Source organism: Nonomuraea sp. NPDC052265 (assembly GCF_044547985.1).
Classification (GTDB): Bacteria; Actinomycetota; Actinomycetes; order Streptosporangiales; family Streptosporangiaceae; genus Nonomuraea.
Map to the genome: position 1 here is coordinate 1 of NZ_JBIUBJ010000027.1, position 12493 is coordinate 12493.

The window sequence follows — 12493 nt, forward strand, 5'->3', positions numbered from 1 at the left end:
ATGGGTGCAAAGCCGAAATCCGCATTGGACGGATTCCGCGTCGCCGCGATAGGACCACACACCCGGAGATGACCGGAAAACAAAAAATGCACCTGGGGCTACATACCGTCAGGTGCACACAAGTTCTTATGGGTACCACAACTGCAACTGAGCCCAATCTAGCACATGTGCCGTCGTGCTGCGCATGCCCCCCGCCAACGCCGACATCATCCGCGCGCCATTGCCGCCTTGACCTGCAAGTTCCAGGTTCAACTGCGCTGTTGCCCGCACCGCGCCACCCCGATCGGCCAGGCAATCTCCTCGTCCTGCAGCTCATCGAAGAGGCCGCCATTCAGGCTGGGAAAGGCTCACGGTTCCGGGCCCCGCAGGTGTCCCGGCCAGCGCGGCCTGCCTGAACGACCGAGCAGACCAGCAGGTCGGCGAGGTACCCGGCGGCAGCGGGCCGCTCGCCGGTCGAGGATCGGCTGAGCGCGTAGCGCCTGCACCTGCGTTACCAGGCGGCACCGGCCAGGACGGACGAACCTTGCAGCCGGAGCAGCCCCGGCGCTGGTTAGCGCGCCACCCAGCGCCGCGCTCGGGTTCTCGGCCCGGAAACCGTCGCTACCGCCTGCTACTTTCTCGGTCCATGGACCTGAGGACCTGGACGATCGACGGTCACCTCGACGGCAAGCCCGACACATCGGTAGCCCTGTACCACGAATTCGTCAGGCTGGTTGAGGCGTGCGGACCCTTCACGTACGCGGTGTCCAAGAGCATGATCACCGTCAAGGGGACACGTCGAGGATTCGCCGGGGCAAAGCCAGACGCGCGAGGGCTCCGAGGGTACTTCGACATCCAGCGCACGATCGGCGACGACGCTCGCATCACCAGCGTGTCTCCGTACACGAAGCGGCTATACGTTCATGCCTTCCGAATCTCTGATATCGCCGAGCTTGATGAGGAATTCGCCGGCTGGCTCCGCGAGGCGTACGAAGTGGGTCAAGGCGGACATCTGGGAGCTTCTTGAGAAGGCCGGCCCCGACACGTGGCGTGAAGTCCCTGGTCGTCAGCTGATCGTCGGGCGATTGGACAGGGAACGAGTGGTCGATCACGGACGCTCACGGCCGGCCTTCCGTCCAGCTCAGCGCCCCGCCCCCGGGTGATCGTCGTAGTTCCCGAGCTGACAACGCCGCTTCCATCACAACTCCGCCTGCATGCCCAGGAGGACAAGCAAGATCCGGAACGTGCCTGGAATGGCCTTGCCGCAGTCGTGAGGGGCTGGGCGATCACACGCAGGTCAGCACATCGTTGGTCCACCGAAGGACAATCCACTTCTGATCCGACGCCGTTCGAAGCCGCGTGCCCGTACGGTCGGCAGGGCACATGATCTTGAGAGACTTCCCAGGCTGATGTTGACTTGGCCGTACAGCCATCTGAACACGTGTGGCTCGCTGCGGTGGTTGAGCCGATCCGATCGGCGTTCCCGTCGGCGACGGTCAGAAGGCGACCGGGAGCGGGGTGTAGTCGTTCAGGATGATGGAGCCGGTCTTCTCGGCCGGCTTGGCGCCGAGCCTCTCGCCCCCACCTAGCGGGGACGTCGGCGAAGGCGGGCCTGGACGCGCAGGAGGCTGGGGACGACGGCGTACACCACGGCGGGGACCACGATCGCGGTGAGCACCAGAGTGCGCAGCGGCAACGGCAGCGGCGCGAGGACAGGCCCCATCACGGCCTGGACCAGCATGATCATTGAGTAGACCGACAGCCAGGTGATCGCGGCGCGGTGGTGCACAGACGGGGTGGAAGCCATGATCCAGCCTTTCGAGACGTATTTCCAACTCGCTGGTTGGATACTGCCATGCACAACTCCAACTGTCCAGTTGGAGTTGCGGGTATGCTGCGACCATGGCCTGGAACACGGAGAGGACGCGGCAGCTCCTGCTGGACGCGGCTGTGCGGGAGTTCGCCGACCACGGCCCGGAGGCGGCCCGGCTGGATCGCGTGGCCGCCGCCGCGGGCGTCAACAAGGAGCGCATCTACCAGTACTTCGGCAACAAGGAACAACTGTTCTCCGCCGTGCTGACCTGGGCGCTGAAGCGGCTGGCCGAGGCCGTGCCGCTGGACGAGGGTCTGGCCGGCAACCTGCCGGAATACGCCGGACGCGTGTACGACTACCACCGTGAGCATCCGCAGTTCATCCGCCTGCTGCACTGGGAAGGGCTGCACCGCGGCGACGCCCCCGTCGCGGCGGAGGAGCAGCGCGCCGCCCACTACGCCACCAAGCTGGCCACGCTCGCCGCCGGTCAGAGGACAGGCGCCCTGAACGCGGACTTCGCGCCCGGCGAACTGCTCTACGCCGTGATCGCCCTGGCCGGATGGTGGTACGCCACTCCGCAGCTCGTTCACCTGATCATGGGAGAGGCGGGCGCGGACGGCGCCCGGGACACCCTTGTCCGACTGGTCGCCAAGCTCGTCGGCTGACGTCGTTTCCCTGTCGGGGCCAAGGCTGTCGCTCGCTTCTTCTGATGCCCGTTCTCAGCCGGAGAGGGCGGTGAGGCGGTTGCTGAAGCGGGCGAGCATCCCGCTCTGGGACGTCTCGGACACCATCCGGCCGATGAGCGGGGGGATCCGCCAGTTGGCGGGGCTGCGCCTGGCCAGCCGGGACACCAGGTTGACGTGCGGGTAGCGGGCCCGTTCGTAGGCGCGTAGCCGTTGCGCCGGGTCGCCGCCCTTGGCGAGCTCGCGCCCGAGCACCCACACGTCCTCAAGGGTCTGGTTGGCGCCCTGGCCGAGGGTGGGCGGCATGAGGTGGGCGGCGTCGCCGAGCAGGGTGACGCGACCCTTGCCCCACTCCCGGCGTACCTTCTGCCAGTGATGACCGAAGAAGTCGAGGTCGTCCTCGGACGCCTGGGCGAGCAGTTCGGGGACGGGGGACGCCCAGTGGCCGAAGCGGCGCCCCAGCTCGGCCAGGGGCGCGGCGGGGCGCGGCTCGCCGGGGGTCCAGCGCACGTCGAACCACCACTGGAGGTTGCCGTCCCCGGCGGGGATCATCCCGCACGCGCCCTCCCGGCCGGTGATCATGAGGTGGAGGTGGGTGCGGGTGAGGTCGATGTCGATCCGGCTCAGGGCCTGCCAGGTGCCGAACGTGGCCGTCCGGATGGGGACGTCGCCCCACAGCTCGCGCCGGACGACCGAGTGGTGGCCGTCGGCTCCGACGAGGAGGTCCCCTGTGATCGTCGAGCCGTCGTCGAAGGTCGCCGTGACGCTGTCGCCGTCCTGGGTCACCGTCCGGCAGGCCGTGCCGTAGCTGATCAGGTCGTCGGGCAGCCCCTCGGAGAGCCGCTCCAGCAGAAGGCGGCGGGAGATCGACTTGTTGGGGAAACCGAAGAGCGTGGCCGCATGGGCCATGTCCGAGCTGAGCCGCAGTCGGCCGTCGGCTGTCAGCGCGTCGATCCGGTCGAACCGGCCACCGACGCCGTCGAGGCTCACACCGAGATCGTGCAGCACCGCCGCGCCGTTGCTGAAGATGCTCAGCCCGGCGCCGCCCGTCCGCAGGTCCGGCGCCTGCTCGAAGATCCGCACCTGGTGCCCGGCAGCCAGCAGGCTCCGCGCGACGGCCAGGCCGCCCACCCCGGCGCCGATGACAAGAACGTCCATTTTATCTCCAAATCGAAGTTACTTCGATTCAAAGATACATCGGTGTGAAGTACATTGGGTGGAGTGACCGACAAGCACCCAGAAGAGGACGTCTTCCGCGAGTTCCTGATCGCGGTCATGCTGCACATCGAGGCGATCGCGGACCGGCTCGGCGTGCACCACGTGGACGTGGCCGCCCTCATCCTGCTGGAGATGCGCGGCCCGCTCCCCGTGGGAGTCATCTCCGAGGAACTGGGGCTGCCGTCCGCCTCCGCGACCCGGCTCATCGACCGTCTGGAGAAGGCCGGTTATGTACGGCGGGTGCGCGGCGAGCGCGACCGGCGCATGGTCACCGTGGAACTGCTTGAGGGTGGCATGGCCGAGTACCACGCCACCCGCATCACCTCCGAGCGGCACCTGGGTGAGATCCGCGCGGACTACACGCCGGAGCAGGTGCCGTTGATGCTGGGCATTCTCACCGGCGTCGCCCGGGCCTACCGCTCGGCGACCAAGGAACTGCGCGAGCAGTCAGGCTGAACGGCCGCGACGGCTGCATCCGCTCACGCGACGACTGTTTCCGCTCTGGCGGCGGCAGGCCGGGAGGCTCTGCCTCGCTCTCACCGGCTCGCGTTGGGGTCACGGCGTGTCGCGGGTACGGTCGACCTCGTCGGCGAACGCCAGGACCCGGGCGTTGACGCGCTCGGGGAACTCGCCGTTGATGGCGTGGGAGGCGTCCGGCCACAGCTCGACGACGCCCTGGGCGAGCAGTCGGCGAGCACGCAGGGCGGCCTTGCGCGGGTTGTGGATGATGCTGCGTCCGGCGATCAGGGCGAGCACGGGCACGTCGAGCCCGGCCACCTGGTCGTCGGTGGGGTACGTCGGCGGCGGCAGGAAGGCGGTGAAGTCCCGCATCCCGGCCGAGATCAGGTTGGCGACGGGTTCGTCGTCGGAGGCGTCGGCTCCGCCGGAGATCCAGCTCAGCAGCTTCCTGCGCCACGACTCGGGGAAGGACGGCACCACCGAGCCCAGCGACACGACGACCACCTTCCAGGTGATCCGGCCGAAGACGACGGCGGGATCGAGCAGGCTCACCGAGGCGATCTTGTCGGGGACCTTCAGAGCGAGATGGAAGGCGCTCCACCCGCCGATGGACACCCCGAAGAGGTGGACCCGGTCAAGGCCGAGCCCGGCCAGCAGCTCCGCCAGCCAGCTCGCCTGGTCGGCCGCGCTCGCGAACGCCCGCGTCTGCACCGAGAGGCCGGGCTCGCCGAGCAGGTCGACCGCGTAGACCGGCCGGTGGGCGATCAGGCCGGCCACATTCGCCTCCCACATCGGGGTGGACGCGGTGCGTCCTGGCAGCAGGAGAAGCGGCACGCCGTCGCGGGCGCCGAAGCGATAGACCCGGACGGTCCCGAAATGAGTTGTCACGTCCTGGATCTGGCTGGGTTCGGGTAGCTCGCCCATGGCCTGGTCGTAGGCGTTCCGGTAGCGCGCGAAGGCGGACGCGTCGCGGAAGTGGCCGAGCCGCCGCCGGCGGAACGCGGCCCCGATGTTGGGTTCCACAAGGTCGTTCACGTACGGGATCCTCCGCTCGCCTTTCGCGATACGGTCGTATCGCATCCCTGTCACGATACACTCGTATCGCGAAGACAGGAGGCGGGCCGTGCCGAAACAGGTGGACCACGCGGCGCGGCGGGCCGAGATCGCCCACGCCGCCCTCAGGCTGTGCGCTCGGGACGGCCTGACCGGCGTGAGCATCGGGCGGGTCGCCCAGGAGGCCGGCGTCTCCAAGGGGCTGGTGCAACACTATTTCCCGGCGAAGGCCGATCTGCTGCGCGCGAGCGCGTACCTGCTCAGGCAGGAGATCGAGCGCCATGTCCGCGCGGCGCTGCTGGACGCCGTCAGCCCGGCCGACATTCTGCGGCGCACGCTGCTCGCCGTCGTCGAACTGGGGACGCGCGCTCCCGTGTTGCTGCTCGCCGGCCACGCGTTCCTGGCCACGGCCGTCTCCGACCCTGACGTACGCGAGCTGTACCGCGCGGGCGGTGACATGGTCCATCGGGAGATCGCCGCGCTCGTGGCCGCCACCGCGCCGGAGCCGGGCATCGATGCCGGGGCCGAGGCTCACGTACTCCTCAGGCTCGCGCGCGGCCTGGCCGACGGGGTGCTGGTCGGGGAACTGGGCGTCGCGGAGGCGGTCGCGGTCCTCGACCACCAGCTCGGGCGGATCGGCTTGCCCGCGGACCTGTGACCGGAAGGCGGGTTCCCGACAGGACGCCGACCGTGCCGGTGTTCAGGCGATCCCGGCACTGCCTTCGCGGTTGACCACCACTGCCCTCTCCGTGGCAGGCACATTCTTGTATCCCTGGTCGATTTCATGCTCAGGCGAATGGAGAGTGCGGAACCTGCGAACGGACGCAATTCGTTGAGGAGACCGACTATAGGTGGAAGCACGTTGATCGAGGGCCGAGAGGAGAGTCATGCGATTGTCAGACTGGTTGCAATCAGCATCCTTCTTCGGGGTGGTGGTCGCCTTGCTGCTCACGACTCTCCAGCTCAGACTGGCGGCGCGCCAGTCACAGGCCTTCACGCGCTCGATGCAGTACGCGAGGGTTCTCGGGCACGAGATCGGCCGACCTGAACAACCGGCGCATCTACATGATCGGGAAGGTGGACATCTTCGAGGGCTGTTATTTGAGCCGCAAGAACGGGCTCATGCCGGACGACGTATGGCTCACCTGGCAGCGCATCATGCGGGCGGACGTGCAGATAAAGAGTTCCAGGAAGTCCGGCCCATCGCGCGAGTGTATTACGACCTCGAATTCGGCACGAGGGCCGGCTCGTCCACGGCGGGCAGGTGACGCACCTGACGCCGCTTCAGCGTGTGGTCAGCGAGATGGCGCATCAGATCCGTCATTACCCTTTCGACGGAGACGGCTGCCTTGATCCGGAGCTGCCTCTGATGAAGCTGGCCGGTGTCGTCGTACTCAAGCCGGATGCCGTCCCCATAGGGATGGAGGGAAATCGCCATCGCCTTTCTCAGCAGGTTCGACATGGCCGAGGAACACCACAACGGCACCCTCGCCTTCCGCCCGGTCCGCGATCGCGCCTTCAGCGACAACATCCTCTCGCTGGTCCGCCGCGAGAAACACGGCCACGGCCTCGCCGGCCTCCTGTTCGCCGAAGAAATCATCCAGACCCTGGAATCCGTGACCTACCCGTCCCTCTGACGACACGGCCGACCAGGACGGCCAAGACGGGCTGCCCGTCTTCGGCCCAGGCATTCCAGACAGCCCATCCTTCAACCCGCGCTAGACTCCCACCCGCGCACAGACCTCGCCATAGCGGACGCGACGTTGGCGTTCGGGCTGTTCCTGATGATCCGGGCGAATCTGGTGCTCATGCCGGTCGACATGTTCGTCAACACGGTCTTCAAGCGGACGGGCTACAAGTGGGGCAACATCAAGACGGCCTTCGACTGCACGTTGCTGCTCGTCTCCGCGGCGATCGGGCTGATCTTCCTCGGCGGGCCGCAGTTCATCCGCGAGGGGACCATCATCAACGGCATCCTCGTCGGGCAGTACATCAAGCTCTACTTCTTCCTGTTCAAGAAGTTCTCGCGGGCGTGAGCTGACGTCCGTCGCGACAGGGGCCTCCGGGACCGGGCACACCGGCTCCCCGGCGGCCCCTTCGCCGTTCTCGGGGGTCAGGTGCCCGGGACGAGGAGGTCCTCCACCGGCTGCCGGCGGGCGGCCGGGAGGTGGCAGGCGTCCATCGCGCGCCGCAGCAGGGCGGGGTCGAAGCCGTGGGTGCTCAGGTGATCGATGATCGGGCCGTACCGATCGGCGCGGTCGCGCAGGAGCTCGGTGGCCAGCCGGATCTCCAGCCGGACCGCCGGCACCCGGTGCGAACCGCACGCGACCAGGACGTGGTGCCGCCACGGCCCCTCCCCGACGCATTCCAGGGCGTCCGAACCGGCCTGCCGCTCGACGGTGCTGAGCTCGACCTCGACCCCGTTCACCGCGAACCTGGCGAAGTACTGCGCGGACTCCGGCAGCCACGCGGCGGCGTGGACGCGGGGGAACGACGAGAGGGCCGCGGCGAACGTGTCGAGCTCCGCCCGGCCGGACATCAGCAGGTCGATGTCCCCGGCCGGCAGGGGGACGCCCTGCAGAAGTGCGGCGCTCGTGCCGCACAGGCGGTAGGGGATGGCGGTGCCCGCGGCGTCGAGTGTCATGGCCAACGCCGTGGTGACGTCCGCCCGGCTCAGGGATCTCGTTTCGTGGCCCATGCCGGGCAACGTAGCAACGCGCGGCTAGCTCTTGCCACGTTCGTGCAGGAACTCGGCGATGGAGATCCAGGAGTCGGCGAGGCGCTCAAGCCGTTCCATCAGCGCCAGGTCGGTGATCGTCTCCGCGTTGTAGAGCAGGCGGGCGGCGTTCGCGATGGCGATGTCCACTGTGGTGGTGACGTCTGGCTGGTTCACCGTGCGTTCCGTCCGTCTTCGCTGCTGGGGGGATGGCCGACGGTTTGCCGTGGCATCAGGAGCATAAGCCACGCTCGTGCCGGGTGTCGTCCGGGTTTCGGCGTCCGGGCGCGGGTGGTGGGAGGCGTCCGGGCGCGGGTGGTGCGGGGCGTCTGTTCTGTCAGCTCTCATAACGTTTTCTCGGCTGCTGACCAAGAAGGGGTGTAATCGACGAAGGGAGCACGGCCGGTGCGTCGCAAACAGCCGGACATCGCTACGGATCCGGGCGCGTTCGAGGCCTTCTACCGGCGCCACGTCGATGCGATCACCTCGTTCCTCGCACGCCGGGTCGACGATCCGCACACGGTCGCCGACCTGGTGGCCGAGGTGTTCGTGGCGGTGCTCGACTCCGCGCACACCTACCGGCCCGGACGTGGCAGTGAGATCGCCTGGCTGTACGGCGTGGCGCGCAACACGCTCTCGGCCGAGCGGCGGCGGGCGTTCAAGGAGTCGAGACTGGCCGATCGCGTCGGCGGGCGAAGGCACCTCGACTCCGACGACATGACCGCCCTGGTGGACCGCATAGACGCCGAGAACCTGGCCAGAAGCGCCTTCCGGGCCATGGCCGGACTGCCCGACGGTGACCGCGCGATGCTCGAACTGGTCGTCATCGACCAGCTCACGATCGGCGAGGCGGCCACCGCTCTGGGGATCCGGCAGGGAGCCGCCCGGGCCAGGTTGCATCGCGCCCGCCACGCGCTCAGGGACGTGCCGGAGATGGCCCCCTTCGTCATGGAAGGAATCCGATGAACTTCAAGGAGCACGTACTGATGGAGCTCAAAGCCGAGATCGAGGCCCGCAACGGAGCCAGACGCCGGCGCGCCAGGCGGCGCCTGCTCACCGGCGCGGCGGTGGCCGCCGTCGCCGCCGCGGCGGCCGTCGTGACCCCGTTCCTCAACGGCTCGGACGCCCCCGCCTACGCGGTCACCAAGAACACCGACGGCACGATCACGCTGAGGATCAACGAGTTCCGGGACCCCGCCCAGGTGGAGAAGGACCTGAAGGCGCTCGGCCTGGCCGCCGACGTCTCGTACCTCAAGCCCGGCACCCGTTGTGCCCCCGACCGCGCACCCGCCGACGCCGGCCCCTTCTTCACCAAGGAAGAGCTCCAGAGCAAGGACCCCGCGGTCCACGAGAGGATCAGGAAGGCGATCGAGAACAGCCCCAACGCGAAGACGTTCCGGCTGGGCAACGGTCAGGTTCAGATCGACCCGAAGCGCATCAAGCCAGGGCAGACCGCCGTCATGGAGTTCACCGAGGACGACGACCAGACCTCGGGTCCGGAGAAGCCCAGGGCGCTGTGGCAGTTCGGCGGCTTCCTGGTCGACGGGCCTGCCAAGCCCTGCAAGGTGATCGACGACCCGTCCTGGAACCAGATGCCCGACCCGAAGGAGCACCCGGAGGCGTACCCGCCGCCCGGCATGTGAACAACCGCCCCCCGTAATCCGGTCAGGGGCACCCCGCGACGGCCTCCAGGCAGGCCGTCGCGGGGTCGTTCCTCAGCGACCGGGAAGGCTGATCGTCCTCGGGACCCTGGAGGTCGATGCGCTGGTGGGCCAGCGTGCTCTCGGAGAGTTTGCGGGCCGTCGCGGTCATCTTGGCGACGGGCCGCAACGCCCGGTCGGCGACCAGATGACCGAAGACCAGCGCGAACAGGCCGACGCCCAGCAGGATCAGCACGGACTGCTGGACCATGAGGTGCAGGATCTGCTCGTTCAGCTTGACGGCCTGGATCTCTATCTGGTGCCGCCAGATCGTCACCAGCGCGCCGGGCGTGCCCGGCGGCACGTCGAGCGAGAACTCCACGTTGTCGAGCACCGAGCGCAACAGCAGGTAGGTGACGGTCAGGAGGAGCGTGCCGCCGACGAACAGAATGGATCCGTACGTGAGCGTGAGGCGGGCGCGGATGCTCAGCCTTCCGAACAGCTCTCCATGGGACGGTAATCGCACGCGGTCTCCTTCCGCCGGAGACCTCATTGTGGGTGCCGCGCCGCTAAGCGCACGGTAAGGGCGGTCAGGACTCCCAGTCGAGGGTGCGGCTCACCGCGCGTTTCCAGCCCGCGTACCCCTTCTCGCGCTGCTCGTCGCTCCACTCCGGGTTCCAGCGCCGGTCCTCGGCCCAGTTGGCGCGCAGTTCATCGGTGTCCTTCCAGTAGCCGACGGCCAGCCCGGCGGCGTACGCGGCGCCCAGCGCGGTGGTCTCGGCCACCACGGGACGGCTGACCGGCACGCCCAGGATGTCGGACTGGAGCTGCATGCACAGGTTGTTCGCGGTGACCCCGCCGTCGACCTTCAGCACGTCCAGCACCACGCCGGAGTCCTGCTGCATGGCCTCCACGACGTCCCTGCTCTGGTAGCAGATGGCCTCCAAGGTGGCCCGCGCGAGATGGGCGTCCCTGTTGTACCGGGACAGGCCGACGATCGCGCCGCGCGCGTCGGGCCGCCAGTACGGTGCGAACAACCCCGAGAACGCCGGGACGAAGTACATCCCGCCGTTGTCGGTCACCTGCCGGGCCAGGTCCTCGCTCTGCGCGGAGGAGCGGATGATGTGCAACTGGTCGCGCAGCCACTGCACGGCCGACCCCGTCACGGCGATCGAGCCCTCCAGCGCGAACACGGCGGGTTGCCCGGCGAACTTGTAGGCGACGGTGGTGAGCAGGCCGCGCTCGGAGCGTACGAGGTCGGTGCCGGTGTTGAGGAGCATGAAGTTGCCGGTGCCGTAGGTGTTCTTGGCCTCGCCGGGCGAGAAGCAGACCTGGCCGACGGTGGCCGCCTGCTGGTCGCCGAGGATCCCGGTGATCGGCACCTCACCGGCGAACGGGCCGTACCTGCTGGTCATGCCGTAGGAGGCGGGCTCGGACGACGGTCGGATCTCCGGCAGCATCTCGCGCGGGATGCCGAAGAAGGACAGCAGCTCGTCGTCCCACTCCAGCGTCTCCAGGTCCATGAGCATGGTGCGGCTGGCGTTGGTCACGTCGGTGACGTGCACGCCGCCGCGGACGCCGCCGGTGAGGTTCCACAGGGTCCAGGTGTCGGTGTTGCCGAAGACGGCCTCCCCCCGCTCGACCGCCTGGCGTACGCCCTCGACGTTCTCCAGGATCCACTGGATCTTGCCGCCGGAGAAGTACGCGTCCGGCCGCAGGCCCGTCTTCCTGCGGATGACCTCGCCGCGGCCGTCCTGTTCGAGCCGCGCGGCGATCCTGGCGCTCCTGGTGTCCTGCCACACGATGGCGTTGCAGTACGGGCGGCCGGTGCGCGGGTTCCACACGACCGTGGTCTCGCGCTGGTTGGTGATGCCCACGGCGGCCAGGTCGGTGTCGTGCAGCCCGGTGCGCTGGAGCGCGGTCTCGATCACCGCGGAGGTCCTGGTCGAGATCTCGATCGGGTTGTGCTCCACCCAGCCTGCCCTGGGGAGGATCTGCTCGTGTTCGAACTGGAACTTGCACACCTCCAGGCCGCCATGGTTGAAGATCATGAACCTGGTGCTGGTGGTGCCCTGGTCGACGGCCCCCACGAAATCGGGCATGGTCGTTCTCCTCCGGTCGGGTCAGACGCGGCCCGCGTCCTCAAGGTCGGGCTCGGGCTCGGGGAGGAACCGGGCGATCATCAGCTGGTAGAGCCCGGCGCCGGCCACGCCGCCGAGCAGGGGGCCGACGATGGGCACCCAGAAGTACAGGCCGCCGTACTGGTCGCGCCAGGCGCCCGAGTAGCCGGTGAGGAAGCTGGCCAGGCGCGGGCCGAAGTCGCGCGCGGGGTTGATCGCGTAGCCGGCGTCGGCGCCCCACGCCATGCCGATGCCGACGATGAGCAGGCCGATGACCACGGGGCTGAGGTTGGCGCTGGGCGCGAGGTTGTGCGAGTCGGACAGAGCGAACAGGACGAACATCAGGATGGCGGTGCCGATGATCTGGTCGCGGAACCCGCCCCACATGCCCACCGGCAGCGAGCCGTTGCCGGGCAGGGTGGAGAAGACGATCTGGGTCTTCAGCGTGTGCCCGGGGTCCACCTTGGTCAGCACCTCGGTGTAGTTCCAGCGCACCAGCAGCGCCCCGGCGAACGCCCCCACGGTCTGCGCCAGCGAGTACGGCACCACCTTGGCCCAGGGGAACCCCCGGAAGGTCGCGAACGCCAGCGTGACGGCCGGGTTGAGATGGGCGCCGGTGATCCGGCCCGCGACGTAGACGCCGAGCGCGACGCCGATGCCCCACGCCCAGGCGATGCTGTCGTGGTCGCCGATGCCGGCCGCGACCACCTGGGCGACGACGCCGACCCCGAACAGGACGAGCACCATCGTGCCGGCGAACTCGGCGATGAGCTCACCGGCCAGTTCCAGCCGCTTGACACGTTCGACCACCG

Annotated in this window: 18 protein-coding genes; 8 read left to right on the plus strand and 10 right to left on the minus strand. The window is 68.5% G+C overall.

The genetic code is table 11. The annotated features are described in order from the left end of the window. Nucleotides 1-625: 625 nt before the first annotated feature. Nucleotides 626-1006 (plus strand): DUF5655 domain-containing protein, encoded by a 381-nt coding sequence (locus ACIHAD_RS42945; RefSeq protein ID WP_397360588.1) that lies wholly within the window; start codon nucleotides 626-628, stop codon nucleotides 1004-1006. A gap of 558 nt (nucleotides 1007-1564) precedes the next feature. Here ACIHAD_RS42945 and ACIHAD_RS42950 read toward each other — a convergent pair. After that, nucleotides 1565-1786, minus strand: a complete 222-nt coding sequence (locus ACIHAD_RS42950; protein WP_397360589.1) for a hypothetical protein — start codon at nucleotides 1784-1786, stop codon at nucleotides 1565-1567. 95 nt (nucleotides 1787-1881) lie between these two features. On the opposite strand from ACIHAD_RS42950, the gene ACIHAD_RS42955 reads away from it, so the two are divergent. Further along, the gene (locus tag ACIHAD_RS42955) at nucleotides 1882-2457 is read left to right on the plus strand and encodes a TetR family transcriptional regulator (RefSeq protein ID WP_397360590.1); all 576 of its coding nucleotides are present in this window, start codon (nucleotides 1882-1884) and stop codon (nucleotides 2455-2457) included. Between the two features lie 54 nt (nucleotides 2458-2511). On the opposite strand, the gene ACIHAD_RS42960 is transcribed toward ACIHAD_RS42955, so the two are convergent. Further along, complete coding sequence (locus ACIHAD_RS42960; RefSeq protein WP_397360592.1) at nucleotides 2512-3633, minus strand: FAD-dependent oxidoreductase; 1122 nt, start codon at nucleotides 3631-3633, stop codon at nucleotides 2512-2514. A 63-nt stretch (nucleotides 3634-3696) separates the two neighbouring features. On the opposite strand from ACIHAD_RS42960, the gene ACIHAD_RS42965 reads away from it, so the two are divergent. Then, nucleotides 3697-4149, plus strand: coding sequence for a MarR family winged helix-turn-helix transcriptional regulator (locus ACIHAD_RS42965; RefSeq protein WP_397360593.1), 453 nt, complete (start codon nucleotides 3697-3699; stop codon nucleotides 4147-4149). Between the two features lie 99 nt (nucleotides 4150-4248). Here ACIHAD_RS42965 and ACIHAD_RS42970 read toward each other — a convergent pair whose 3' ends face one another. After that, nucleotides 4249-5187, minus strand: a complete 939-nt coding sequence (locus ACIHAD_RS42970; RefSeq protein WP_397360594.1) for an alpha/beta fold hydrolase — start codon at nucleotides 5185-5187, stop codon at nucleotides 4249-4251. Between the two features lie 88 nt (nucleotides 5188-5275). On the opposite strand from ACIHAD_RS42970, the gene ACIHAD_RS42975 reads away from it, so the two are divergent. Next, nucleotides 5276-5863 carry a TetR/AcrR family transcriptional regulator gene (locus ACIHAD_RS42975; protein WP_397360595.1) on the plus strand — a complete coding sequence of 196 codons (588 nt, stop codon included), beginning with the start codon at nucleotides 5276-5278 and terminating at the stop codon, nucleotides 5861-5863. Between the two features lie 42 nt (nucleotides 5864-5905). Here the strand turns inward: ACIHAD_RS42975 and ACIHAD_RS42980 are convergent, their stop codons facing one another. Both ACIHAD_RS42980 and ACIHAD_RS42985 read right to left on the minus strand, forming a co-directional pair. Next, nucleotides 5906-6157, minus strand: coding sequence for a hypothetical protein (locus ACIHAD_RS42980; protein WP_397360596.1), 252 nt, complete (start codon nucleotides 6155-6157; stop codon nucleotides 5906-5908). A 264-nt stretch (nucleotides 6158-6421) separates the two neighbouring features. Further along, on the minus strand, nucleotides 6422-6667 hold the full coding sequence (locus ACIHAD_RS42985) for a hypothetical protein (protein WP_397360597.1): 246 nt from the start codon (nucleotides 6665-6667) through the stop codon (nucleotides 6422-6424). Here ACIHAD_RS42985 and ACIHAD_RS42990 point away from each other — a divergent pair. Next, on the plus strand, nucleotides 6666-6842 hold the full coding sequence (locus ACIHAD_RS42990; protein ID WP_397360598.1) for a hypothetical protein: 177 nt from the start codon (nucleotides 6666-6668) through the stop codon (nucleotides 6840-6842). The two genes, ACIHAD_RS42985 and ACIHAD_RS42990, sit on opposite strands and share 2 nt — an antisense overlap. Nucleotides 6843-6989: 147 nt before the next feature. Next, the gene (locus tag ACIHAD_RS42995) at nucleotides 6990-7241 is read left to right on the plus strand and encodes a hypothetical protein (protein WP_397360599.1); all 252 of its coding nucleotides are present in this window, start codon (nucleotides 6990-6992) and stop codon (nucleotides 7239-7241) included. Nucleotides 7242-7318: 77 nt separating this feature from the next. Here the strand turns inward: ACIHAD_RS42995 and ACIHAD_RS43000 are convergent, their stop codons facing one another. Continuing rightward, a complete protein-coding gene (locus ACIHAD_RS43000) occupies nucleotides 7319-7903 on the minus strand; it encodes a hypothetical protein (RefSeq protein ID WP_397360600.1) in 585 nt (194 codons plus the stop codon). A gap of 24 nt (nucleotides 7904-7927) precedes the next feature. Next, nucleotides 7928-8098, minus strand: a complete 171-nt coding sequence (locus ACIHAD_RS43005) for a hypothetical protein (protein WP_397360601.1) — start codon at nucleotides 8096-8098, stop codon at nucleotides 7928-7930. A 228-nt stretch (nucleotides 8099-8326) separates the two neighbouring features. Here ACIHAD_RS43005 and ACIHAD_RS43010 point away from each other — a divergent pair, with 228 nt between their 5' ends. Further along, nucleotides 8327-8887 carry an RNA polymerase sigma factor gene (locus ACIHAD_RS43010; RefSeq protein WP_397360602.1) on the plus strand — a complete coding sequence of 187 codons (561 nt, stop codon included), beginning with the start codon at nucleotides 8327-8329 and terminating at the stop codon, nucleotides 8885-8887. Further along, nucleotides 8884-9564: a hypothetical protein gene (locus ACIHAD_RS43015; protein ID WP_397360603.1), complete on the plus strand. Its 681-nt coding sequence runs from the start codon at nucleotides 8884-8886 to the stop codon at nucleotides 9562-9564. The genes ACIHAD_RS43010 and ACIHAD_RS43015 overlap by 4 nt, the downstream gene beginning before the upstream one ends. Nucleotides 9565-9586: 22 nt before the next feature. Here ACIHAD_RS43015 and ACIHAD_RS43020 read toward each other — a convergent pair whose 3' ends face one another. The 3 genes from ACIHAD_RS43020 to ACIHAD_RS43030 form a co-directional block, all read right to left on the minus strand. Then, on the minus strand, nucleotides 9587-10087 hold the full coding sequence (locus ACIHAD_RS43020) for a hypothetical protein (RefSeq protein ID WP_397360604.1): 501 nt from the start codon (nucleotides 10085-10087) through the stop codon (nucleotides 9587-9589). A gap of 64 nt (nucleotides 10088-10151) precedes the next feature. Beyond that, nucleotides 10152-11663: a glycerol kinase GlpK gene (gene glpK, locus ACIHAD_RS43025; RefSeq protein WP_397360605.1), complete on the minus strand. Its 1512-nt coding sequence runs from the start codon at nucleotides 11661-11663 to the stop codon at nucleotides 10152-10154. 21 nt (nucleotides 11664-11684) lie between these two features. Then, on the minus strand, nucleotides 11685-12491 hold the full coding sequence (locus ACIHAD_RS43030; protein WP_397360606.1) for an MIP/aquaporin family protein: 807 nt from the start codon (nucleotides 12489-12491) through the stop codon (nucleotides 11685-11687). Nucleotides 12492-12493 lie beyond the last annotated feature (2 nt).